This is a genomic window from Pseudomonas sp. RIT288 (assembly GCF_000631985.1).
In the GTDB taxonomy this organism is placed as follows: domain Bacteria; phylum Pseudomonadota; class Gammaproteobacteria; order Pseudomonadales; family Pseudomonadaceae; genus Aquipseudomonas.
Map to the genome: position 1 here is coordinate 244961 of NZ_JFYN01000041.1, position 23629 is coordinate 268589.

Sequence of the window (23629 nt, forward strand, 5' to 3'; positions counted from 1 at the left end):
TCAGGCAACAAAGATGTTGAATGTCAGACCGCATTCGCGAGCAGGCTCGCTCCCACAGGGATTGGCGTTACACCGAGGCGAGGACCAGATGCATATACCGCGTCAGAATCCCGAGCATGTCCTGTTCGGCCAAAGGCTCGGCGTCGTTGAGCAGGCCCTGATATTCCATCCGTCCGATAATCGCCGTCAACACCTTGGCATCCTGCTGCGGTTCACGCGAGCCCAGCACCTGGAACAACTGGCAGGTGCCCTGCAGCAGAATCTGCTGATGCGAGCGCACCAGATCCGCCAGACGCGGGTTGAGCAGCGCTTCCTGACGGAACGCCTGCTCGGCCATCAGGTGCTCGCGACGATTGACCAGTTGCCGGTGCACATAGTCGGCCATCAGCCGCGCGATGTCGTCCGCCAGTTGCGAGCGCGACTCGGGGCTGCCGTCGCCACTGACGACCATCTCGCGCAGCAGGCCTTCGTTGTTGATCCACAGCTTGGCCATGTAGGCCGCGCTGCGTTCGACGTATTGGGCGAAGGTATCGGTGAGCAGGTCATCGATATCCTTGAAGTAATAAGTGGTGGCCGACAGCGGCACACCGGCCTCGGCCGCCACCGCCCGGTGGCGCACGGCGCGCACGCCGTCGCGCACGACAATGCGCATCGCTGCGTCGAGAATGTCCTGTCGACGCTGCTCACTGCCCTGTCGGCTGGCCTTGCGGCCCTGGTACTGAACACTTTCAGCGACCGCAGTGGCGATACCCGCTGCACCTTCTTGAGCGATTGCAACCATCACGACTGGACTTCCTCTGCTATTGCAAAATTAACCAATTGATACATTTGTACCAGACAGGCAATAAAAAGCCGCCTGTTTTAGGCGGCTTTTTAACTGAAACGTTTACGCTTGCGGTCGCATGTGCGGGAACAGGATCACATCGCGGATCGACGGCGAGTTGGTCAGCAACATCACCAGACGGTCGATGCCGATACCCTCACCGGCCGTTGGCGGCATGCCGTACTCCAGCGCACGCACGAAGTCGGCGTCATAGTGCATGGCTTCGTCGTCGCCGGCGTCCTTGTCGGCCACCTGCGCCATGAAGCGCTCGGCCTGGTCTTCCGCGTCGTTCAACTCGGAGTAGGCGTTGGCGATTTCACGGCCGCCGATGAACAGCTCGAAACGGTCGGTGACGTTCGGGTTCTCGTCGTTACGACGGGCCAGCGGCGACACTTCGAACGGGTACTGAGTGATGAAGTGCGGCTGCTCCAGCTTGTGCTCGACCAGCTCTTCGAAAATCATCACCTGCAGCTTGCCCAGACCTTCAAAGCCCAACACCTTGGCGCCGGCCTTCTTGGCGATGGCGCGCGCCTTGTCGATGTCGTTCAGATCATCGGCCGTCAGCTCAGGGTTGTACTTGAGGATCGAGTCGAACACCGACAGACGGACAAACGGCTCGCCGAAGTGGAACACCTTGTCGCCGTACGGCACGTCGGTGCTGCCCAGCACCAGCTGCGCCAGCTCACGGAACAGTTCTTCGGTCAGGTCCATGTTGTCTTCGTAGTCGGCGTAAGCCTGGTAGAACTCCAACATGGTGAATTCAGGGTTGTGACGGGTCGAAACGCCTTCGTTACGGAAGTTGCGGTTGATCTCGAACACTTTCTCGAAACCGCCAACCACCAGACGCTTCAGATACAGCTCAGGCGCGATACGCAGGAACATTTCCATGTCCAGCGCGTTGTGGTGGGTTTCGAACGGCTTGGCCGCGGCGCCGCCTGGAATGGTCTGCAGCATCGGCGTTTCGACTTCGAGGAAGTCGCGCTTCATCAGGAAGCTGCGGATGTGCGCGATCACTTGCGAACGCACGCGGAAGGTCTGGCGCACGTCTTCGTTGACGATCAGGTCAACGTAACGCTGACGGTAGCGCTGTTCGGTGTCGGTCAGGCCGTGGTGCTTGTCCGGCAGCGGGCGCAGCGACTTGGTCAGCAGGCGCACGTGGGTCATTTCGACGTACAGATCGCCCTTGCCGGAGCGCGCCAGGGTGCCTTCGGCGGCAATGATGTCGCCCATGTCCCAGGTCTTGACGGCGGCCAGGGTGTCTTCGGACAGGGTTTTACGGTTGACGTAGACCTGGATGCGACCGGTCATGTCCTGGATCACCATGAACGAGCCACGGTTGAGCATGATGCGACCGGCAACCTTGACCGGGATTGCAGCCTCGGCCAGCTCTTCCTTGGTCTTGTCCGCGTATTTCTTCTGCAGATCTTCGCAGTAGTTTTCGCGGCGGAAGTCGTTCGGGAAGGCGTTGCCCTTGGCGCGCTCGGCAGCCAGCTTTTCCTTGCGCAGGGCGATCAGGGAGTTTTCTTCCTGTTGCAGGGCTTGCGGGTCGAGTTGTTGGTCGCTCATGTCTTCAGATATTCCATCAGGTTCGTTGCCCCCGGGCCTGACGGCCCGGGAATCGCCAGCAGGGCTGGCTCCTACAGGGATCGCGTTGCATCAGCGATCCTGTGTGCGTCTTTTACAGCCCCGATTTCAGGCTGGCTTCCAGGTATTCGTCGATGTCGCCGTCGAGCACCTTGTCGCAGTCGCTGCGTTCGATGTTGGTGCGCAGGTCCTTGATCCGCGACGCGTCGAGCACGTACGAACGGATCTGGTGACCCCAGCCGATGTCCGACTTGGTGTCTTCCAGCGCCTGGGAAGCAGCGTTGCGCTTCTGCATTTCCTGCTCGTACAACTTGGCCCGCAGCATTTTCATGGCGGTGTCCTTGTTGGCGTGCTGGGACCGTTCGTTCTGGCAACTGACCACGGTGTTGGTCGGTACGTGGGTGATACGTACGGCCGAGTCGGTGGTGTTTACGTGCTGACCACCGGCACCGGAGGAACGATAGGTGTCGATCCGCAGGTCTGCCGGGTTGATTTCGATTTCGACCTTGTCGTCGATCTCTGGCGAGACGAAAACGGCAGAGAACGAGGTGTGGCGACGGTTGCCGGAGTCGAACGGGCTCTTGCGCACCAGACGGTGCACGCCGATCTCGGTACGCAGCCAGCCAAAGGCGTATTCGCCCTTGATGTGCACGGTCGCACCTTTGATACCGGCGACTTCACCGGCCGACAGCTCCATGATGGTTGCGTCGAAACCGCGTTTGTCCGCCCAGCGCAGGTACATGCGCAGCAGGATGTTGGCCCAGTCCTGAGCCTCGGTGCCGCCGGAGCCGGCCTGGATGTCCAGGTAGGCATTGTTCGGGTCCATCTCGTGGCTGAACATGCGGCGGAATTCAAGCTTGGCGAGGTTTTCCTCGAGACGGGCCAGCTCGGCGACGACATCGCCCACTGCACCTTCGTCGTTTTCCTCGACGGCCATGTCCAGCAGGTCGCGGCAATCGGCCAGACCGCCGTTCAGCTCGTCGAGGGTGTCGACGATCTGCGCCAGCGCCGAGCGCTCGCGGCCCAGTTCCTGGGCGTATTCAGGCTTGTTCCAGACACTCGGATCTTCAAGCTCGCGATTGACTTCAGTCAGACGCTCATGCTTTTGATCGTAGTCAAAGATACCCCCGAATAGTTTCGGAGCGCTCGGACAGGTCCTTGATGGTGTTCAGGATCGGGTTGATTTCCATGACGGGCAGCACTCGTTGGCGAACTTTTGAAAGCCGGCGAGTATAACGTAATCAAGCTGTCACGGCAGCCCGTCTGGCGGCTGTCAGGGCGAATCACTTGACATGCCGCCGATCCATTGTGGGAGCGAGCCTGCTCGCGAAGACGGTGCATCAGACAACATCACTGTCGCCCGTGCGGCCGCTTTCGCGAGCAGGCTCGCTCCCACAGTGGGCTTGCGTGGGTTATTCGATGCCGACTTGGTTGCGGCCGTTGTTCTTCGCCAGGTACAGCCCGCGATCCGCCGCCGAAATCAGCAGCCGGCAATCGCTGCCCGACTGCGGCACCATGGTCGCCAGGCCGATGCTGATGGTCAGGCTCGCCCCGTCGCCCGGGGTGTTGTGTGGAATCTTCAGCGCCGCCACGGTCTGGCGCAGTTTCTCCGCCACCAGTCGTGCGCCGCCCGGCGAGGTGTTCGGCAGCACCAGTGCGAACTCTTCACCGCCATAACGCGCCGGCAGGTCCGACGGTCGCGCGCTGGCGTCGCGGATCGCCGTGGCGACCTTGCGCAGCGCCTCGTCGCCTTCGACGTGCCCAAAGCTGTCGTTGTAGGACTTGAAGTAATCGACGTCGATCATCAGCAACGACAACTGGCTCTGGTCGCGCAGCGAGCGGCGCCATTCCAGCTCCAGGTACTCGTCGAAGTGCCGACGGTTGGACAGTCCGGTCAGGCCGTCGGAGTTCATCAGCCGTTGCAGCACCAGGTTGGTATCGAGCAACTGCTGCTGACTGACGCGCAACGCACGGTACGCCGCATCCCGCTGCAGCAGGGTCATGTAGGAGCGCGAGTGGTAACGGATGCGCGCCACCAGCTCGATGGTGTCCGGCAGTTTCACCAGATAATCGTTGGCCCCGGCGGAAAACGCCGCGCTCTTGATCAGCGGGTCTTCCTTGGTCGACAGCACGATGATCGGAATGTCCTTGGTCGCCGGATGATTGCGGTATTCGCGCACCAGGCTCAGGCCGTCGAGGCCGGGCATCACCAGGTCCTGCAGAATCACCGTCGGCTTGATCCGTACCGCCTGGGCGATGGCCTGGTGCGGGTCGGAGCAGAAGTGGAAGTCGATGTTCTCTTCATTCGACAGCCCACGGCGCACGGCTTCGCCGATCATCGCCTGATCGTCCACCAACAACACCATGGCGGCGTTTTCGTCGGTTTTAATGTCGTCGATCTGTAAATCATTCATGGGCGGTCACCTGAGTACTGCGGGGGCCAGGATTGCGGAATAGCCTGTTCATTTGGGGAATACCTCCAGCAATCGTGGCGCTATCTTTTCCAGTGGACGGATTTCGACGGCCGCATCAATGGCCGCTGCTGCCTTGGGCATGCCGTACACCGCACTGCTTTGCTGGTCCTGCGCGATGGTCAGATAACCCTGCTGGCGCATGAGCTTAAGCCCTTGGGCCCCGTCGCGTCCCATCCCGGTCAATAAAACCCCGATGGCATCGCCGTTCCAATAACTGGCGACACTTTCGAAAAACACGTCGATCGAAGGTCGGTAAATCTCGTTGACCGGCTCGGCGGTATAGGCCAGCGTGCCGTTTTTCAATAAACGAATATGGTGGTTGGTGCCGGCCAGCAGCACCGCGCCGGCCTGCGGTGGCTCGCCTTCGCGGGCCAGACGTACGTCGAGACCGCTGGCGCTGGCCAGCCATTCGGCCATGCCCGCGGCAAACACCTGATCCACGTGCTGCACCAGCACGATGGCTGCCGAGAAATTGCGTGGCAGTCCCTTGAGCAGGACTTCCAGCGCTGCCGGTCCGCCGGCAGACGAGCCGATCGCCACCAGCCGCTTGCACGACGCCGAACTGCGGTGGGGCGTCGGCACCGGGCGCGAGCGCGGGGTTTTCTCGCCGATCAGCCAGCCGATATTGAGGATCTTGCGCAGCAACGGCGCCGCCGCTTCCTGCGCGTTCCCCGCACCAATGGCCGGGGTATCGACCACGTCCAGCGCGCCATGGCCCATGGCTTCGAAGACCCGGTGCACGTTCTGCTGGCGGTCGACCGTGACGATGACGATGGCGCACGGGGTTTCGGCCATGATCCGCCGGGTCGCCTCGACGCCATCCATCACCGGCATGATCAGGTCCATCAGGATCAGATCCGGGGTGTTTTCGGCGCACAGACGCACCGCCTCGGCACCGTTGTTGGCGACCCAGACCACCTGATGCGCCGGCTCGAAGGCCAGCGCACGGCGCAAAGCCTCCACCGCCAGGGGCATGTCGTTGACGATTGCGATTTTCATGTCCGCGCTCCTCCAATGAGCTCAACCACTGCATCAAGCAGGGCGTCGTCATGAAAACTGGCCTTGGCTAAATAATAGTCGGCGCCGGCGTCCAGTCCACGACGCCGGTCCTCTTCACGATCCTTGTACGAGACCACCATCACCGGCAGCGATTGCAGGCGGTTGTCGCGGCGCAACAGGGTGACCAGTTCGATGCCATCCATGCGCGGCATGTCGATGTCGGTGATCAGCAAATCGAAGTCCTCCGAACGCAGCGCGTTCCAGCCGTCCATGCCGTCCACCGCGACCGCGACGTCGTAGCCGCGATTGAGCAGCAGCTTGCGTTGCAACTCGCGCACAGTCAGCGAGTCGTCGACCACCAGAATCCGTTTGCGCGCCACTTCGGCGGCCTGATTGCCGTGACGCGCGATGCGTTCCAGACGCCCGGTGTTGAGCAGCTTGTCCACCGAACGCAACATGTCCTCGACATCGACGATCAGCACCACCGAACCATCGTCGAGCAAGGCCCCGGCGGAAATGTCCTGAACCTTGCCCAGCCGCTCATCCAGCGGCAGCACCACCAGCGTGCGCTCGCCGACAAACCGCTCGACCGCCACCCCGTAGACCGCGTCGCGCTCGCGGATCACCACGACCTTGAGGGTTTCGCCGCTGCTCTGACTGGCCGGACGATTCAGCAACTGACTGGCCGCAACCAGCCCGACATGCCGGCCTTCGTGCCAGAAATGCTGGCGTCCTTCGATCTGCACGATGTCCTGTGGCTCGAGATCGCACATGCGTTCGATATGCGCCAGCGGAAACGCATAAGCCTCCTCGCCGACTTCCACCACCAGACTGCGCACCACCGACAGGGTCAGCGGCACCTCCAGATGAAAGCGGCTGCCCTCGCCCGCCGTCTGCTCCAGCACCACCGCGCCGCGCAGTTGCCGGACCATGTGCTGCACCGCATCAAGACCGACGCCACGCCCGGACACTTCAGTCACCGTATCGCGCAGGCTGAAACCCGGCAGGAACAGGAACGTCAGCAGTTCCTCTTCGCTCAACTGCGCCGCCGTCTCGGCGGGCGACAGCTGACGTTCGACAATGCTGCGGCGGACCTTTTCCAGATCGACGCCATTGCCGTCATCACTCAACTCCAACACCAGCAAACCGGCCTGATGCGAAGCACGCAGGCGGATCAGGCCTTCTGCGGACTTGCCTTTGAGCAGGCGTTGTTCCGGGGTTTCGATGCCATGATCGACCGCGTTGCGCAGCAGATGGGTCAGCGGCGCTTCGAGTTTTTCCAGCACGTCGCGATCGACCTGGGTCTTCTCGCCTTCGATCTCCAGCCGCACCTGTTTGCCGAGGCTGCGCCCCAGGTCCCGAACCATGCGCACCTGACCGGTGAGCACGTCGGCGAACGGGCGCATGCGACAGGCCAGCGCGGTGTCGTAGAGCACTTGGGCGCGCTGGCTGGCTTGCCAGGCGAACTCGTCGAGTTCGGCGTTCTTTTCCGCGAGCAATTGCTGGGATTCAGCCAGCAAGCGCCGCGCGTCTTCAAGGGCTTCCTGGGCCTCAAGGCTCAGCGCATGTTCCTTGAGGTGCACATTGAGGCTTTCCAATGCCCGCAGGCCATTGTTCTGCATGCGCTTGAGACGCTGCATGGTCGCCAGATGCGGCTTGAGGCGCTGGGTTTCGACCAGTGATTTACTCGACAGGTCGAGCAGGCTGTTCAAGCGTTCGGCGGTGACCCGTAGCACCCGTTCGCCGCCCTCGGTGGTGCGCTTGCTCTTGCGCGGGGCCGGGTCGGAGGTTTCCAGCGGTGTATCGATCAATGGCGCCGGGGTTTCAATCGGTGCAGGTGCAGGCGGCGGCGCCTGCATCTGCAATTCGGCCATGGGCGGCGGCGCGACTGCGTACGGTGCCGAAGGGTCGAGCAGGCGCCCCATCAACGCCACATACGCTTCGATGTCCGGCGCTTGCGGAGCATTGGCCGGCGTGGCGATGCGCATCAACAGATCGGTGCCCTGCAACAACGCATCGATGTGCTCGGGACGCAGCAACAGCCGCCCTTCCTGCGCGCTGACCAGGCAATCTTCCATCACGTGGGCGACGCTGACACCGCTGTCGATGCCGACGATCCGCGCCGCGCCCTTGAGCGAGTGCGCCGCGCGCATGCACGATTCCAGATAGTCGGCCTGAGTCGGGTTGCGTTCCAGCGCCAGCAGCCCGCTGCTGAGCACCTGGGTCTGGGCTTCGGCTTCAAGGCTGAACAGCTCCAGCAGCGAGGCGTCGCGCATTTGCTCGGGGGTCATGTGAGGCTCCGGGTCACGGCGGACAGCAGCTGTTCTTCATCCAGCCAACGCAGGCTGCGCCCCCGGAATTGCAGGACTCCACGGGTGTATTTGGCGCTGGCCGTGCTGTGGTGTTCAGCGCCGGCACGCGAGGCCGCGTCGAGAATGCGTTCGTCGATGGCGTGGATGCCGTCGACTTCGTCCACCGGCACCACCACCGGCCCACCGTGGGCGGCGATGATCAGCATGCGCGGCATGATTCGCGCGCCAGTGGCCGGTGCGGCGTTGCCATCCAGGTCAAGCAATTCGACCAGCGACAGGCACGCCACTAATGCCCCGCGCACGTTCGCCACGCCGAGCAAGGCCCGCGAACGCTGATGCGGCAGCGAGTGAATCGCCTGCAGCGGCGCTACCTCCACCAGGCTGCGGGTGGCCAGCCCCAGCCATTCTTCGCCGAGACGGAACATCAGCAGCGAACGGGTTTTCACATCGGTTTCGACCGCCACGGCGACCGGATCGCGTTCGTCCTGCTGCAACGCATAACGGTCAAGCAGGCGCGTAGCGGCGGCGGAATACACCGCGCAGTTGCGGCAATGAATATGCTCGGCCAGCAACGGGCACGACTTGTCGCCATGAATGCCGATACGGTTCCAGCAATCATCGATGGCCCGGGCGTCTTCGTGGGTGACGTTCAAGGTGTCGGACGGGATCATCGTTTACGCTCACTGTCGGCGGTGCGGCCGCTGCGGGCGGCGCGTTCCTGCAATCGTCTGGCACCGGCGCTGTCACCCTGGGCCTGCAGCAAGGCGGCCAGGTGCATCAACGCTTCGGGATGTTGCGGTTCAAGGTACAAGGCCTTGCGGTAATGACTCTGGGCTTCGAGCGCTGCGCCGGCCACGTCGCTGAGCAGGCCGAGCCAGTAGAACACCTGCGCCACCGGTTCGTGACTGCGCAGATACTGCTCGCACGCCGCTCGGGCCTCGGCACTCTTGCCTTCGTTGGCCAGCGCAGCGATGTTGGCGAGCAAGGTCGCCGCGTCCGGGTTGGCGCTTTTGCTGCTGACAGGCAACGGTGCAACGCTGGCAAACGGACGTGGACGCACCGGCGGCGGTACTGGCGGCGGACTGCGCAGCGGTTGGCGCACCGGCAAAGGGGTTGGGGTCGGCAATGCCACAGGTTCGGGCATGGGTTCAGCGTGTCGACTGAAGGCAAACGACTGCGGGATGCCGATGGAGCGCATGCCCAGGCGCCCGAGCAGACTGCCCTCGGCAGGGCCGATGAACAACACGCCGTCGACGTGCGTCAGGCGCTTGAGCACGGCGAAAACCTGCTGTTGGGTCGGCTGATCGAAATAGATCAACAAGTTGCGGCAGAACACGAAGTCGAACGGCGGCTCACCCGCCAGCAGCGTCGGATCCAGCACATTGCCGGCCTGCAGGCGCACCTGCTCGCGCACGGCTTCGCTGACTCGATGACCATCCTGCTCGGCCGTGAAATGACGCTCGCGAAAGTCCAGATCCTGACCCCGAAACGAGTTCTTGCCATAAAGCCCGCGCCGCGCCTTGTCCACCGACAGCGGGCTGACGTCCATGCCGTCGACCTTGAACTGATGCGGCTTGAGCCCGGCATCGAGCAGGGCCATGGCAATCGAATAGGGTTCTTCGCCGGTCGAGCACGGCAGGCTGAGGATGCGCAGCGCGCGCATGTTGTTCAATTCGTCCAGACGCTTGCGCGCCAGCTTGCCGAGCGTGGCGAAGGATTCCGGATAACGGAAAAACCAGGTTTCGGGGACGATTACCGCCTCGATCAACGCCTGCTGTTCGTCCCGCGAACCTTGCAGCAGTTGCCAGTATTCATCGCTGTGCGCCGCTTGCGAGAGCGTGGTGCGTTGACGCACCGCGCGCTCGATGATCGCCGGCCCCACCGACGTGACATCCAGTCCGATGCGTTCCTTGAGGAAATCGAAAAAACGCTGATCGCTGCTCATGACTGCGCCTCAAGCGGCACCGGAAACAGCAGGCTACGCACGGCGTCATCCAGCAAGTCGTTGACCCGCACCCATTGCACCAGCCCCTGAGCATCTTCGCGCACCGGACCGAGGTACGGCGCCTGACGATTGTCCAGACCATACGGCTGAAAATCCTCGGGATTGCAACGCAGGGTGTCGGTCGCCTGCTCAAGGATCAGCCCGAGCCAGCGCGGCGGCTGCAGTGCATCCGGGCGGTAATGCACCAGCACCAGCCGGGTACTGGTGCGCGCCTCGGCGGGATGACCGAAAGTCAGCGCACTGAGGTCGATCGCCGGCACCACCGCACCACGATAGGCGAACACCCCGGCGACCCAGTTCGGCGCCTGGGCAATTGGCTTCAACGGCAGGCGCGGCAGCACTTCCGCCACCTCGGTGGCGCGCAAGGCGTAACGCTCGCTGCCGATGCGAAACAGCAGGAACAACGCCTGCTTCGCCACCGGCGCAGCGCTGCGTTTGGCGGTAATTTCGCTCATCAGACTTTGAATCGCGAAACGCCGCTGCGCAGCCCGACGGCCACCTGGCTCAGTTCGTCAATGGCGAAACTGGCCTGACGCAGAGACTCGACGGTCTGGCTGCTGGCGTCGCCCAACTGCACCAGTGCATGGTTGATCTGTTCGGCACCGGTGGCCTGGGCCTGCATGCCTTCGTTGACCATCAACACCCGCGGCGCCAGCGCCTGCACCTGATGGATGATCTGCGACAGCTGCTCGCCGACCTGTTGCACCTCGGCCATGCCCCGGCGCACTTCTTCGGAGAACTTGTCCATGCCCATCACGCCGGCAGACACCGCCGACTGGATCTCGCGAACCATCTGCTCGATGTCGTAAGTGGCGACGGCGGTCTGATCCGCCAGACGCCGCACTTCGGTGGCGACCACGGCAAAACCGCGACCGTATTCGCCAGCCTTCTCGGCCTCGATGGCCGCGTTGAGCGACAGCAGGTTGGTCTGGTCGGCGACCTTGACGATGGTCACCACCACCTGGTTGATATTGCCGGCCTTCTCGTTGAGGATCGCCAGTTTGGCATTGACCAGATCGGCCGCGCCCATCACCGAGTGCATGGTGTCTTCCATGCGCGCCAGACCTTGCTGGCCGGAACCGGCAAGTACCGAGGCCTGATCGGCGGCGGTGGACACTTCGGTCATGGTGCGCACCAGATCCCGCGAAGTCGCGGCAATCTCCCGTGAGGTCGCGCCGATCTCGGTGGTGGTGGCCGCGGTTTCGGTGGCGGTGGCCTGTTGCTGCTTGGAGGTGGCGGCGATTTCGGTCACCGAAGTGGTCACCTGCACCGAGGAACGCTGGGCCTGGGACACCAGCGAAGTCAGCTCGGTCATCATGTCGTTGAAGCCGGTTTCCACCGCGCCGAACTCGTCCTTGCGATCCAGATTGAGACGGCTGCTGAGGTCGCCGGTGCGCATGATTTCGAGGATCTTCACGATGCGGTTCATCGGCGCCATGATCGCGCGCATCAGCAACAGACCGCAGGCACCGGCTGCGAGCACGGCCACCAACAGCGAGACGAACATGCTGACCTTGGCCGCCGCTACAGCTTCGTCGATGTTGGCCATGGCCTGATCAGCGACCCGCTTGTTCTCGCCGATGATGTCATTGAGTTTCATACGGCCGGTGTACCAGGCCGGGGTCAGCTTCTCGGTGAACAGCTTGACCGCTTCGGCTTCCAGGTTGCGCTTGTGCAAGTCGAGCACCTGATCCTGGATCTGCATGTAGGCGTCGTGGTACTTCTCGAACGCGGCGAATTCGGTACGATCCTCGTCAGTGGCCATGGTTTTGCGATAGTTGGCCATCTGCTCCTGCAAACGCACCTCAAACGACTTGTAGTCCGCCGCATCCTCACTGGAAACCCCCTGACCTTCCTTGAGCCCGAGCAGTTCCTGGGTCTGCAGATAGCTGTCGACCCACGCACCGCGAATCATCGAGCTGTAATAGACGCCGGGAATCGCGTCATCACGCACGCTGTTTTCACTGGCCTCGATCTTCAGCAGCCGCGAATACGAAACGACCACCATCAGCAACATGATGGCGATAATCACCGCAAAGCTCGCCAAAATGCGTTGGCGCAACGTCCAGTTCTTCACAGTGATTCCTCGTGCCTAAGTCGAAATGCGGGGAGTATAGCCGAGGGCGGTGTTTCATTTATAAGACGCTTTTTAACCCTCGAGCCGGCCCGACGTGGTTGGCGGGAAGGCTCTGGGGTGGGACTGTCCGACAATCCGGGGCTGGCGTGCCAGTGATGGAACGGCAAAAAGGGGCGCTGGATCGGCCATTGCTGTGGATGCGCGGCTGAAAACGCAATCGTGAGCAGGCTCGCTCCCATGAATTTCGCCGTCCAGTCCAAAACCTTGTAGGAACTGCGGCACGCTGCGATCTTTTGATTTTTAAAGCCAACATCAAAAGATCGCAGCGTGCCGCAGCTCCTACATGAGTACCGGGTTCAGGCAGTTTTATAGCGACGCCTGCCGCACCTGTTTCTCCAGTTCTACCTTCAAGCCCGGCTCCAGCTTCAGTTGCTTGGCCAATTCCTCCAGATACGCCTTTTCCATAAAACTCTCCTCGTCCACCAGCATCACGCTGGCGATGTACATCTCCGCCGCCATTTCCGGCGTACTCGCGGCGCGGGCGACGTCGGAGGGGTCGAGGGGTTTGTTGAGTTCGGCGTGCAGCCAGTGCTGCAGTTCCTGATCGTTGTCGAGTCTGGTGAACTCGCCTTCGATCAACTGGCGCTCACGGTCATCAATGTGGCCGTCGGCCTTTGCGGCAGCGACCAGCGCCTTGAGAATCGCCTGGCTGTGTTGCTCGGCTTGCGCCGGTGGCAGTCGATCCAGCGTCTGCGGTTCGGTTTGCGGGGCGGTGCCTTTCTGGGCGTTCCAGTTGCCGTAGGCCTTGTAAGCCAGCACCCCGAGCGCGGCGAGGCCACCGTATACCGCGACTTTACCGCCGACCTTACGGGCCTTTTTGCTGCCGAGCAGCAGGCCCATGGCCCCAGCCGCCAGAGCTCCACCGCCCGCCCCCGAGAGCAGGCCGCCCAGCGCCCCGGAGCCAGAAGACCCACCAAGCAAGCCGCCCAGCCCGCCAGCCGCCGGTTTGTTATGCGAACCGCCAGCCTTGTTCTGCAACAGATCCTGGCCGGATTTGAGTAGTTGATCGAGCAATCCACGGGTGTTCATGTTCCGCCTCCAAAACAGGGGTTATCCGGATCTATCAGGCCCTCAGCCTAGTTGGAAAGTGCCCCGGCCCGGCCTGCGAGTGTGCTTCCAGATGTTGCTCAGGCTTTGCGTTGCAGCTTGCCGCTCGCGCCCCCATCAAAAAAAACGATATACACTCCAGCCAATCGATAAAAACCGCCCACCGGGTACCCTCCTCATGATGACCCTGCGTCAGATCCGTCACTTCATTGCGGTGGCCGAGACCGGCTCGATCTCCGCCGCTGCGCAAACCGCGTTCATTTCCCAATCGACCCTGACCTTGGCGATCCAGCAACTGGAAGAGGAAATCGGCGTCAGCCTGTTCAGCCGTCACGCCAAGGGCATGACGCTGACTCATCAGGGTCATCAGTTCCTGCGGCAGGCGCACCTGATACTGGCAACGGTGGATAACGCCAAACGCAGCCTGCAACAAAGCACCGATCAGGTCGCCGGACAGTTGATCGTCGGCGTAACCAGCCTCGTCGCCGGTTATTACCTGGCCGATTTGCTGACCCGTTTCCAGCGCGCCTATCCCAACGTCGAGATCCGGGTGATGGAGGACGAGCGGCCGTACATCGAGCATTTGCTGGTCAGCGGCGAAATCGATGTCGGCGTGCTGATCCTCTCCAACCTCGAAGACCGTCACGCCCTGCAGACCGAAGTGCTGACCCACTCGCCGCATCGTCTGTGGCTGCCAGCCCAGCATCCACTGCTGGAACACGACAGCATCAACCTCGCCGACGTCGCTCGCGAGCCGTTGATTCAACTGAACGTCGACGAGATGGATCGCAATGCCCAACGCCTGTGGCGCGGCGCCGGGCTGCAACCGAAGATCACCCTGCGCACGGCATCCACCGAAGCCGTGCGAAGCCTCGTTGCAGCAGGTCTGGGTGTATCAATCCAGCCGGACATGACTTACCGCCCATGGTCGCTCGAAGGCGACATCATCGAAGCGCGGCCGATTGCCGACCTCAACCAGACCCTCGATGTCGGTCTGGCCTGGCGCCGCGGGACAGCGCGCCCTGCCCTGGTTGATCCATTTCTGACCGTGGCCCGCGAGCAGCCACACGGCGGACGCAAACCATCTATTTAATCGAATGCCACCTTCAGTATTTAGAATTTGTCGACCTCGGAGCCGCGCACTAGTCTTGCTGCATCTATAAGACGGTCGGCTCCCGGGCACGGGAGCCACAATGACCACACAAGAAAAGAGATCGCGGAAAATGGCTGGCGTGCAGACCCCGATGTGTACCGCGTTGTTGATCGACGGCGAACTGATCGCCGGGCAAGGTTTCGTCGAACCGATCCTCAACCCGGCCAGCGGTGAAATTCTCACCCACATCGCCGAGGCCAGCACCGAGCAGGTCGAAACCGCGATCCTCGCCGCTCATCGCGCTTTTGGCGAATGGTCACGCACCACGCCGCAACAACGTTCCAGTCTGCTGCTGGACATCGCCAACGCCGTCGAAAAACACGCTGATTACCTCGCTCGCCTCGAAGCACTGAATTGCGGTAAGCCGCTGCACCTGGCGCGGCAGGACGATCTGACCGCCACTGTCGATGTGTTCCGCTTCTTCGCTGGCGCCGTGCGCTGCCAGACCGGTCAGCTCAGCGGCGAATACCTGCCGGGCTACACCAGCATGGTGCGTCGCGATCCGATTGGCGTGGTGGCGTCGATCGCGCCGTGGAACTACCCGATCATGATGGCCGCGTGGAAAATCGCCCCGGCCCTCGCCGCCGGCAATACGCTGGTGTTCAAGCCGTCGGAACACACACCGCTGTCGATCCTCGCGTTGGCGCCAGCACTCGCCGAGATCCTGCCGCGTGGGGTGATCAACATCATCTGCGGTGGCGGCGAAGGCGTCGGCAGCCATCTGGTCGGGCACGCCAAGGTGCGCATGGTCTCGCTGACCGGCGATATCGTCACCGGGCAGAAGATCCTCCAGGCTGCGGCGAAAACCCTGAAACGCACACACCTTGAACTCGGCGGCAAAGCCCCAGTGATTGTCTGCAACGACGCGGATATTCAAGCGGTGGTCGACGGCGTGCGCACCTACGGTTACTACAACGCCGGGCAGGACTGCACCGCTGCGTGCCGGATCTACGCGCAGGCCGGGATTCACGACAAACTGGTCGCCGAACTTGGTGCGGCAGTCAGCAGCCTGCGCTTCGCCGGCAAGCGTGATGCCGACAACGAGATCGGCCCGCTGATCAGCACCCGTCAGCGCGACCGCGTCGCCAGTTTCGTCGAGCGCGCCCTCGGCCAGCCGCACATCGAGCGCGTGACCGGCGCGGCGGTGCATTCCGGCGCCGGGTTCTTCTACCAGCCGACGTTGCTGGCCGGTTGCAAACAGACTGATGAAATCGTCCAGCGCGAAGTGTTCGGCCCGGTGGTCACCGTGACCCGTTTCGACGAACTCGCGCAAGCCGTGGACTGGGCCAACGACTCCGAATACGGCCTCGCCTCATCGGTGTGGACGCAGAATCTGGACAAGGCAATGCAGGTCGCCGCCCGTTTGCAGTACGGCTGCACCTGGATCAACAGCCATTTCATGCTGGTCAGCGAAATGCCCCACGGCGGGCTGAAACGCTCCGGATACGGCAAAGACTTATCCAGTGATTCGCTGCAGGACTACAGCGTGGTGCGGCACATCATGGCCCGCCACGGCCAGCATCTCTGACTACGCTAATAACAAGCCGCCAACGGCATGCTTCACCGCGTTCACAACTGCCCCGACCATAATTTAAAGAAGAGGGTTCAACCATGTTCGTGCACAAGACCGCACTGCTCAGTGCAATCACCACAGCCTTGCTGGCCAGCGCCAGCCTGCAAGCTGCCGAGCCGTTGAAGGCGGTCGGCGCCGGCGAGGGTCAGCTGGATATCGTGGCCTGGCCGGGCTACATCGAACGTGGCGAGAGCGACAAGGCCTACGACTGGGTGACCGGTTTCGAGAAGGAAACCGGCTGCAAGGTCAACGTCAAGACCGCCGCGACCTCCGACGAGATGGTCAGTCTGATGGCCAAGGGCGGTTACGACCTGGTCACCGCGTCCGGTGATGCCTCGTTGCGCCTGATCGTGGGCAAGCGCGTGCAACCGATCAACACCGCATTGATCCCGAACTGGAACACCCTCGATCCGCGCCTGAAAGACGCGCCGTGGTACGTGGTCAACAACCAGACCTACGGCACCCCGTATCAGTGGGGCCCGAACGTGCTGATGTACAACACCAACGTGTTCAAGACGCCGCCGACCAGCTGGAACGTCCTGTTCGACGCGCAGAATTTCCCCGACGGCAAACCGAACAAGGGCCGCGTACAAGCCTATGACGGCCCGATCTACATCGCCGACGCGGCGCTGTACCTGAAGACCGCCAAACCTGAGCTGGGGATCAAGGATCCGTATCAACTGACCGAAGCACAGTACAAGGCTGTGCTCGATCTGTTGCGCGCACAGCAGCCATTGATTCACCGCTACTGGCACGACACCACGGTACAGATGAGCGACTTCAAGAACGAAGGTGTGGTGGCGTCGAGCGCGTGGCCGTATCAGGTCAACGGCCTGATCAACGAGAAACAGCCGATCGCTTCGACCATTCCGAAAGAAGGTGCTACCGGTTGGGCCGACACCACCATGCTGCATGCCGAGGCCAAGCACCCGAACTGCGCGTACAAGTGGATGGACTGGTCGCTGCAGCCGAAAGTCCAGGGTGACGTGGCGGCGTGGTTTGGTTCGCTGCCAGCCGTGCCGGCGGCGTGCAAGGAGAGCGAACTGCTCGGTGCCGAGGGTTGCAAGACCAATGGCTTCGACCAGTTCGACAAGATCGCCTTCTGGAAAACCCCACAGGCTGAGGGCGGAAAATTCGTGCCTTATAGCCGCTGGACCCAGGACTACATCGCGATCATGGGCGGCCGCTGACACGCCGCTCACCTGTGGCGAGGGAGCTTGCTCCCGCTGGGTGGCGAAGCCGCCCCAAGACCTGGCAATGCGGTCTGCCATTCAAATCGCATGTGGCCAATTTGGGAGTGCTGCGCACTCCAGCGGGAGCAAGCTCCCTCGCCACAAAAGCAACAAGATTCAGCTTTTTCAGAAGTCCAGGCGAGGACCGCTGCGACGGCCCACGCCTTTTTGGAGCACCGCACCATGACGCTTGCAGTCCAGTTCACCAACGTCTCCCGGCAGTTCGGCGAGGTGAAGGCCGTTGACCGGGTTTCCATCGATATCCAGGACGGCGAGTTCTTTTCCATGCTCGGCCCTTCGGGCTCGGGCAAGACCACCTGCCTGCGCCTGATCGCCGGTTTCGAACAACCGAGCGCCGGCTCGATCCGCATTCACGGCGCCGAAGCGGCCGGTCTGCCGCCGTATCAGCGTGATGTAAACACCGTCTTCCAGGATTACGCACTGTTCCCGCACATGAACGTGCTGGACAACGTCGCCTACGGCTTGAAGGTCAAAGGCGTGAGCAAAACCGAACGCCACAAGCGCGCCGAAGAGGCATTGGACATGGTCGCCCTCGGTGGCTACGGCGCACGCAAACCGGTGCAGTTGTCCGGCGGTCAGCGCCAGCGGGTCGCCCTCGCCCGCGCCTTGGTCAATCGACCACGGGTGCTGTTGCTCGATGAACCGTTGGGCGCGCTCGACCTGAAACTGCGCGAGCAAATGCAGAGCGAACTGAAGAAGCTGCAACGCCAGCTCGGCATCACCTTCATCTTCGTTACCCACGACCAGACAGAAGCATTGTCGATGTCCGACCGCGTGGCGGTGTTCAACAAGGGCCGCATTGAACAGGTCGACACCCCGCGCAATCTGTACATGAAACCCACCACCACCTTCGTCGCCGAATTCGTCGGCACTTCGAACGTGATCCGTGGCGATCTGGCGCGCCAGCTCAGCGGCCATCCGCAGCCGTTTTCGATCCGCCCCGAGCACGTGCGTTTCGCCGAAGGCCCCCTCGCCAGCCACGAAATCGAAGTCAGCGGTCTGCTCCACGACATCCAGTATCAGGGCAGCGCCACGCGTTATGAACTGACGCTGGAAAACGGCCAGACCCTGAGCATCAGCCACGCCAACAATCAGTGGATCGACAGCAGCGCACAACACCAGCCCGGCCAGCGCCTGAGCGCGCGCTGGGCGCGGGAAGCAATGATCCCGTTGCACGACACCGTGGCCGGCGGGGTGTGAAATGAGCACGCTCACGATGACTCAAACAGCGCCCTTGCGCCGGTTTTCCAACCTGCTTTATCGCAAGCCGAATCTGTATCTGTCGCTGCTGCTGGTGCCGCCACTGCTGTGGTTCGGCGCGATTTATCTCGGCTCGCTGCTGGTGCTGTTGTGGCAGGGTTTCTACACCTTCGACGACTTCACCATGGCGGTCACCCCTGACCTCACGCTGGCGAATTTCGCTGCGCTGTTTCAGCCGTCGAACTTCGACATCATCCTGCGCACGCTGAGCATGGCCATCGTCGTGTCGATCGCCAGCGCCATTGTCGCGTTCCCGATTGCCTATTACATGGCGCGCTACACCACCGGCAAGACCAAGGCGTTTTTCTACATCGCGGTGATGCTGCCGATGTGGGCCAGTTACATCGTCAAGGCCTATGCGTGGACGTTGTTGCTGGCCAAGGGCGGCGTCGCACAATGGTTCGTCCAGCATCTGGGACTGGAGCCGGTCCTGCAGTTCATTCTGGGGATTCCCGGTGTCGGCGGCAGCACCCTGTCGACCTCACATCTGGGACGGTTCATGGTGTTCGTCTACATCTGGCTGCCGTTCATGATCCTGCCGATTCAGGCCTCGCTGGAGCGTCTGCCGCCGTCGCTGTTGCAGGCTTCCGCCGACCTTGGCGCCAAGCCGCGTCAGACCTTTATGCAGGTGATTCTGCCGCTGTCGATTCCGGGAATTGCTGCCGGATCGATCTTCACGTTCTCGCTGACCCTGGGCGATTTCATCGTGCCGCAACTGGTCGGGCCGCCCGGCTACTTCGTTGGCAGCATGGTGTACGCGCAGCAAGGTGCGATCGGCAACATGCCGATGGCCGCAGCGTTCACGTTGGTGCCGATTGTCTTGATCGCGATTTACCTGTCCATCGTCAAACGTCTGGGGGCCTTCGATGCACTCTGAGCGCGCTTCACCGGGCCTGCGCATTGCTGCCTGGGGCGGGTTGGTGTTTCTGCACTTCCCGATCCTGATCATCTTTCTTTACGCCTTCAACACCGAAGAAGCCGCGTTCAGCTTTCCGCCGAAGGGCTTCACCCTGCACTGGTTCAGCGTGGCGTTTTCCCGGCCGGATGTGCTGGAGGCGATCAAGCTCTCGCTGCAGATTGCCGCCATCGCCACGTTGATCGCGATGGTGCTCGGCACGCTGGCTTCAGCGGCGTTGTACCGCCGTGACTTCTTCGGCAAGCAGGGCATTTCGCTGATGCTGATTTTGCCGATCGCGCTGCCGGGGATCATCACCGGGATCGCGTTGCTGGCGACGTTCAAGACGCTGGGGATCGAGCCGGGGATGTTCACCATCATCGTCGGCCACGCGACCTTCTGTGTGGTGATCGTCTACAACAACGTCATCGCCCGCCTGCGCCGCACTTCGCACAGCCTGATCGAGGCCTCGATGGATCTGGGTGCCGACGGCTGGCAGACCTTTCGCTACATCATCCTGCCGAACCTCGGCTCGGCCTTGCTGGCTGGCGGCATGCTCGCCTTTGCGCTGTCGTTCGACGAAATCATCGTCACCACGTTCACCGCCGGGCATGAGCGCACGTTGCCGTTGTGGCTGCTCAATCAACTGAGCCGGCCACGGGATGTGCCGGTGACCAATGTCGTCGCCATGCTGGTGATGATGGTGACCATGTTGCCGATCCTTGGCGCGTACTACCTGACCCGGGGTGGCGAGAGTGTCGCCGGTAGTGGCGGGAAATAAATCCCCCCTGTAGGAGCTGCCGCAGGCTGCGATCTTCTGATGTTTTTTTAGATCAAGATCAAAAGATCGCAGCCTGCGGCAGCTCCTACACGGGATCCGGTTTCTCCAGAGAAAAATAATGGATTCGCAGAGGACAGAACCATGCAAACCAGACTCTTGATCAACGGCCATCTGGTCAACGGCGAAGGCCCGGCCCAACCGGTGCTCAACCCGGCGCTCGGCAGCGTACTGGTGGAAATCAACGAAGCCAGCGAGGCCCAGGTTGATGCCGCCGTGCGCGCCGCCGACAGCGCGTTCGCCGAGTGGTCGCAAACCACGCCGAAAGACCGTTCGCTGCTGCTGCTCAAACTCGCCGACGCCATCGAATCCCATGGCGAGGAACTGGCGAAACTCGAATCCGACAACTGCGGCAAACCCTACAGCGCCGCGCTGAACGACGAGATCCCGGCGATTGCCGACGTGTTCCGTTTCTTCGCCGGCGCCAGCCGTTGCATGAGCGGTTCGGCCGGCGGCGAATACCTGCCCGGCCACACCTCGATGATCCGCCGCGACCCGGTGGGCGTGATCGCGTCCATCGCGCCGTGGAATTACCCGCTGATGATGGTCGCCTGGAAAATCGCCCCGGCCCTCGCTGCCGGTAATACCGTGGTGCTCAAGCCGTCGGAACAAACCCCGCTGACCGCGCTGCGTCTGGCCGAACTGGCGTCGGAAATCTTCCCGGCGGGTGTACTCAATCTGGTGTTCGGCCGTGGTCCTACCGTCGGCAGCCCGCTGGTCACGCATCCGAAAGTGCGCATGGTCTCGCTGACCGGCTCCATCGCCACTGGCTCGAACATCATTTCCAGCACCGCCGACAGCGTCAAACGCATGCACATGGAACTGGGCGGCAAGGCGCCGGTGATCATCTTCGACGACGCCGACATCGATGCCGCCGTCGAAGGCATTCGCACCTTCGGGTTCTACAACGCCGGACAGGACTGCACCGCCGCGTGCCGGATCTACGCGCAGCAAGGCATCTACGACCGGTTCGTCGAAAAGCTCGGCGCAGCGGTCAGCAGCATCAAGTACGGCTTGCAGGATGATCCGTCGACCGAGTTGGGGCCGTTGATCACTGCGCAACATCGCGACCGCGTGGCTGCTTTCGTCGAACGCGCCGTGGCGCAGTCGCACATTCGCTTGATCACCGGCGGCAAGACTGTGGAAGGCGACGGTTTCTTCTTCGAACCGACGGTGCTGGCCGACGCGCAGCAGGATGACGAGATCGTCCGCCGCGAAGTGTTCGGGCCGGTAGTGTCGGTGACCAAGTTCACCGATGAAGCGCAGGCGCTGGCGTGGGCCAACGACTCCGACTACGGCCTCGCCTCTTCAGTGTGGACGGCGGATGTCGGACGCGCGCATCGCTTGTCGGCGCGGCTGCAGTACGGCTGCACCTGGGTTAACACACACTTCATGCTCGTCAGCGAAATGCCGCATGGCGGTCAGAAATTGTCCGGCTACGGCAAGGACATGTCCATGTACGGGCTGGAGGACTACACCACGGTTCGGCATGTGATGTTCAAGCACTAAAAGCAAAAAGATCGCAGCCTGCGGCAGCTCCTACAAGATGGACGCCGTGCTCCTGTAGGAGCTGCCGCAGGCTGCGATCTTTTCCGCGACACATGGATGATGTCGGCGATTCACCACCAGGCTTAACCGAAACCAAAACAATAACTACCGACCCGGGCGGCGCCCGCAAAGCCCCGCCACGGCCTCGGCCATCCGAAATCTGCCGATTTCACGGAGCAAACACCCATGAGTGCCTCACCCGAATTCTCGGCCGCCGTTGCCGACAGCGATGCCGAACAACTGCGCAAACTCGGCTACACCTCGAACTTCAACCGCAGCATGAGCCTGTGGGAAAACTTCGCGTTAGGTTTCACCTATCTGTCACCGGTCGTAGGGGTTTATACCCTGTTCGGCCTGTGCCTCGCCGCGGGTGGGCCACCGATGTTCTGGGCCTACTTGCTGGTCGGCTGCGGGCAGTTGCTGGTGTGTCTGATCTTCGGCGAAGTGGTTTCGCAGTTCCCGATTTCCGGCGGTGTTTATCCTTGGGCACGACGTCTGGTCGGCAAGAAATGGGCATGGATGGTCGGCTGGATCTACTCCATCGCTCTGTGTGTGACCATCGCGGCAGTCGCCGTCGGTGCCGGCCCGTATCTGGCGGCGATGCTCGGGTTTGAGCCGAGCAACAACACCAACATCGTCATCGCGCTGGTGCTGACCCTGTTCGCCACGCTGGTGAATCTGAGCGGCACCAAAGTACTGGCGCGCATTGCCATGTTCGGCTTCCTCTGCGAACTGGTCGGCGCGGTGATCGTCGGCGTGTACCTGCTGATCTTCGAGCGCCACCAACCGCTGAGCGTACTGTTCAACACTTTCGACATCAGCGTCGATGGCTCGTACCTGCCGGCGTTCCTCACCGCTTCGCTGGCGGGGATGTTCCTCTACTACGGCTTCGAGGCTTGCGGCGACGTCGCCGAAGAAACCCCGAACCCCAGCGCGAAAATCCCGGTGGCCATGCGCATGACCATCTACATCGGCGGCGTCGCGGCGATGTTCGCCTGCCTGGCGCTGATCCTCGCCGTGCCGGACATGCAAGCGGTGATCAACGGCACCGACAAAGACCCGGTCACCACCATCCTCAACAACGCCTTCGGCCCGATCGGCTCGAAAGTGGTGATGGGCGTGGTGATGATTTCCTTCATCTCCTGCGTCATCAGCCTGCAGGCCGCAGCGAGTCGTCTGCTGTACTCCTACGCTCGCGATGAAATGGTCATCGGCAGCCGACTGCTGAAAAAGATTTCTCCTACAACCCAGGTGCCGGTTGCCGCGCTGTTCGTGTCCGGCGTACTGCCCGCCCTGATCATCGCCCTCGGTTTCTTCCTGCAAGACGCCGTCGCCACCATCGTCAGCTTCGCCGCCATCGGCATCTACCTCGCGTTCCAGATGATCGTCCTCGCCGCGCTGTACGCCCGCAGCAAAGGCTGGAAACCCAGCGGCAAATTCACCCTCGGCGCCTGGGGCTGGCCAGTGAACATCGGCGCGCTGGTGTATGGCGTCGGCGCGATCATCAACATGGCCTGGCCACGCACGCCGGATGCGGCTTGGTATGTGAACTATGCGATGGTGTTGAGCACGGCCATCGTGATTGGACTGGGGTTGGTTTATATGTGGATCGGCAAGCCGTATGACCATGGGAAGGCGCCGGCTGGGGATGCGTGGAAGGTGAGTCGCTAAGCGCTTCTGCCCCCGGCACCGACAAGGTGTCGGGGTTCAGCAAAGACGAAAAAAGTC

19 protein-coding genes are annotated in these 23629 nt (G+C 62.1%); 8 read left to right on the forward strand and 11 right to left on the reverse strand.

Annotation, left to right across the window (positions count from 1 at the left end; genetic code table 11):
• Positions 1–67: 67 nt before the first annotated feature.
• The 11 genes from BW33_RS22780 to BW33_RS22835 all read right to left on the reverse strand — a co-directional run bounded on the left by BW33_RS22780 (position 68) and on the right by BW33_RS22835 (position 13363).
• Positions 68–781, reverse strand: coding sequence for a TetR/AcrR family transcriptional regulator (locus tag BW33_RS22780; protein ID WP_007964212.1), 714 nt, complete (start codon positions 779–781; stop codon positions 68–70).
• Between the two features lie 105 nt (positions 782–886).
• Positions 887–2389: a lysine--tRNA ligase gene (gene lysS / locus BW33_RS22785; RefSeq protein ID WP_047601341.1), complete on the reverse strand. Its 1503-nt coding sequence runs from the start codon at positions 2387–2389 to the stop codon at positions 887–889.
• Between the two features lie 112 nt (positions 2390–2501).
• A protein-coding gene (gene prfB, locus BW33_RS22790; RefSeq protein WP_103485386.1) for a peptide chain release factor 2 occupies positions 2502–3597 on the reverse strand; the annotation gives its coding sequence in 2 pieces (ribosomal slippage) (positions 2502–3524 and positions 3526–3597; 1095 coding nt in all).
• A gap of 222 nt (positions 3598–3819) precedes the next feature.
• Complete coding sequence (locus BW33_RS22800) at positions 3820–4821, reverse strand: diguanylate cyclase domain-containing protein (RefSeq protein ID WP_047601344.1); 1002 nt, start codon at positions 4819–4821, stop codon at positions 3820–3822.
• Between the two features lie 48 nt (positions 4822–4869).
• Positions 4870–5880: a chemotaxis response regulator protein-glutamate methylesterase gene (locus BW33_RS22805; protein ID WP_047601345.1), complete on the reverse strand. Its 1011-nt coding sequence runs from the start codon at positions 5878–5880 to the stop codon at positions 4870–4872.
• Positions 5877–8171 carry a hybrid sensor histidine kinase/response regulator gene (locus BW33_RS22810; protein ID WP_047601346.1) on the reverse strand — a complete coding sequence of 765 codons (2295 nt, stop codon included), beginning with the start codon at positions 8169–8171 and terminating at the stop codon, positions 5877–5879. Before BW33_RS22810 ends, BW33_RS22805 begins: the two co-directional genes overlap by 4 nt.
• The gene (locus tag BW33_RS22815; RefSeq protein WP_047601347.1) at positions 8168–8863 is read right to left on the reverse strand and encodes a chemotaxis protein CheW; all 696 of its coding nucleotides are present in this window, start codon (positions 8861–8863) and stop codon (positions 8168–8170) included. Before BW33_RS22815 ends, BW33_RS22810 begins: the two co-directional genes overlap by 4 nt.
• A complete protein-coding gene (locus tag BW33_RS22820) occupies positions 8860–10137 on the reverse strand; it encodes a CheR family methyltransferase (RefSeq protein WP_047601348.1) in 1278 nt (425 codons plus the stop codon). The genes BW33_RS22815 and BW33_RS22820 overlap by 4 nt, the downstream gene beginning before the upstream one ends.
• Positions 10134–10652: a chemotaxis protein CheW gene (locus tag BW33_RS22825; RefSeq protein ID WP_047601349.1), complete on the reverse strand. Its 519-nt coding sequence runs from the start codon at positions 10650–10652 to the stop codon at positions 10134–10136. Before BW33_RS22825 ends, BW33_RS22820 begins: the two co-directional genes overlap by 4 nt.
• Complete coding sequence (locus tag BW33_RS22830) at positions 10652–12274, reverse strand: methyl-accepting chemotaxis protein (RefSeq protein WP_047601350.1); 1623 nt, start codon at positions 12272–12274, stop codon at positions 10652–10654. The genes BW33_RS22825 and BW33_RS22830 overlap by 1 nt, the downstream gene beginning before the upstream one ends.
• 366 nt (positions 12275–12640) lie before the next feature.
• Positions 12641–13363 carry a tellurite resistance TerB family protein gene (locus tag BW33_RS22835; protein WP_047601351.1) on the reverse strand — a complete coding sequence of 241 codons (723 nt, stop codon included), beginning with the start codon at positions 13361–13363 and terminating at the stop codon, positions 12641–12643.
• Between the two features lie 196 nt (positions 13364–13559).
• On the opposite strand from BW33_RS22835, the gene BW33_RS22840 reads away from it, so the two are divergent.
• The 8 genes from BW33_RS22840 to BW33_RS22875 all read left to right on the forward strand — a co-directional run bounded on the left by BW33_RS22840 (position 13560) and on the right by BW33_RS22875 (position 23572).
• Complete coding sequence (locus BW33_RS22840) at positions 13560–14474, forward strand: LysR family transcriptional regulator (RefSeq protein WP_007967749.1); 915 nt, start codon at positions 13560–13562, stop codon at positions 14472–14474.
• A 130-nt stretch (positions 14475–14604) separates the two neighbouring features.
• Positions 14605–16062, forward strand: a complete 1458-nt coding sequence (locus BW33_RS22845) for a gamma-aminobutyraldehyde dehydrogenase (RefSeq protein WP_047601352.1) — start codon at positions 14605–14607, stop codon at positions 16060–16062.
• A gap of 83 nt (positions 16063–16145) precedes the next feature.
• Entirely contained in the window at positions 16146–17297 is a 1152-nt protein-coding gene (gene ydcS / locus BW33_RS22850) for a putative ABC transporter substrate-binding protein YdcS (protein ID WP_047601354.1), read from the forward strand.
• 225 nt (positions 17298–17522) lie between these two features.
• Complete coding sequence (locus BW33_RS22855; protein WP_047601356.1) at positions 17523–18560, forward strand: ABC transporter ATP-binding protein; 1038 nt, start codon at positions 17523–17525, stop codon at positions 18558–18560.
• A gap of 1 nt (position 18561) precedes the next feature.
• On the forward strand, positions 18562–19497 hold the full coding sequence (locus BW33_RS22860; protein WP_047601357.1) for an ABC transporter permease: 936 nt from the start codon (positions 18562–18564) through the stop codon (positions 19495–19497).
• On the forward strand, positions 19487–20296 hold the full coding sequence (locus BW33_RS22865) for an ABC transporter permease (RefSeq protein ID WP_047601359.1): 810 nt from the start codon (positions 19487–19489) through the stop codon (positions 20294–20296). Before BW33_RS22860 ends, BW33_RS22865 begins: the two co-directional genes overlap by 11 nt.
• Before the next feature lie 141 nt (positions 20297–20437).
• Positions 20438–21862 carry a gamma-aminobutyraldehyde dehydrogenase gene (locus BW33_RS22870; protein WP_047601360.1) on the forward strand — a complete coding sequence of 475 codons (1425 nt, stop codon included), beginning with the start codon at positions 20438–20440 and terminating at the stop codon, positions 21860–21862.
• 225 nt (positions 21863–22087) lie between these two features.
• Positions 22088–23572 carry an APC family permease gene (locus BW33_RS22875; protein ID WP_047601362.1) on the forward strand — a complete coding sequence of 495 codons (1485 nt, stop codon included), beginning with the start codon at positions 22088–22090 and terminating at the stop codon, positions 23570–23572.
• Positions 23573–23629 lie beyond the last annotated feature (57 nt).

What these genes read in the sequence shown, in the direction of transcription:
- BW33_RS22845 (WP_047601352.1), top strand. Translation starts at nt 14,605, where the DNA reads ATGGCTGGCGTGCAGACCCCGATGTGTACCGCGTTGTTGATCGACGGC.
- BW33_RS22855 (WP_047601356.1), top strand. Translation starts at nt 17,523, where the DNA reads ATGACGCTTGCAGTCCAGTTCACCAACGTCTCCCGGCAGTTCGGCGAG.
- ydcS (WP_047601354.1), top strand. Translation starts at nt 16,146, where the DNA reads ATGTTCGTGCACAAGACCGCACTGCTCAGTGCAATCACCACAGCCTTG.
- lysS (WP_047601341.1), bottom strand. Translation starts at nt 2,389, where the DNA reads ATGAGCGACCAACAACTCGACCCGCAAGCCCTGCAACAGGAAGAAAAC.
- BW33_RS22840 (WP_007967749.1), top strand. Translation starts at nt 13,560, where the DNA reads ATGATGACCCTGCGTCAGATCCGTCACTTCATTGCGGTGGCCGAGACC.
- BW33_RS22875 (WP_047601362.1), top strand. Translation starts at nt 22,088, where the DNA reads ATGAGTGCCTCACCCGAATTCTCGGCCGCCGTTGCCGACAGCGATGCC.
- BW33_RS22835 (WP_047601351.1), bottom strand. Translation starts at nt 13,363, where the DNA reads ATGAACACCCGTGGATTGCTCGATCAACTACTCAAATCCGGCCAGGAT.
- BW33_RS22860 (WP_047601357.1), top strand. Translation starts at nt 18,562, where the DNA reads ATGAGCACGCTCACGATGACTCAAACAGCGCCCTTGCGCCGGTTTTCC.
- BW33_RS22805 (WP_047601345.1), bottom strand. Translation starts at nt 5,880, where the DNA reads ATGAAAATCGCAATCGTCAACGACATGCCCCTGGCGGTGGAGGCTTTG.
- BW33_RS22825 (WP_047601349.1), bottom strand. Translation starts at nt 10,652, where the DNA reads ATGAGCGAAATTACCGCCAAACGCAGCGCTGCGCCGGTGGCGAAGCAG.
- BW33_RS22865 (WP_047601359.1), top strand. Translation starts at nt 19,487, where the DNA reads ATGCACTCTGAGCGCGCTTCACCGGGCCTGCGCATTGCTGCCTGGGGC.
- BW33_RS22800 (WP_047601344.1), bottom strand. Translation starts at nt 4,821, where the DNA reads ATGAATGATTTACAGATCGACGACATTAAAACCGACGAAAACGCCGCC.
- BW33_RS22780 (WP_007964212.1), bottom strand. Translation starts at nt 781, where the DNA reads ATGGTTGCAATCGCTCAAGAAGGTGCAGCGGGTATCGCCACTGCGGTC.
- BW33_RS22815 (WP_047601347.1), bottom strand. Translation starts at nt 8,863, where the DNA reads ATGATCCCGTCCGACACCTTGAACGTCACCCACGAAGACGCCCGGGCC.
- BW33_RS22870 (WP_047601360.1), top strand. Translation starts at nt 20,438, where the DNA reads ATGCAAACCAGACTCTTGATCAACGGCCATCTGGTCAACGGCGAAGGC.
- BW33_RS22810 (WP_047601346.1), bottom strand. Translation starts at nt 8,171, where the DNA reads ATGACCCCCGAGCAAATGCGCGACGCCTCGCTGCTGGAGCTGTTCAGC.
- BW33_RS22820 (WP_047601348.1), bottom strand. Translation starts at nt 10,137, where the DNA reads ATGAGCAGCGATCAGCGTTTTTTCGATTTCCTCAAGGAACGCATCGGA.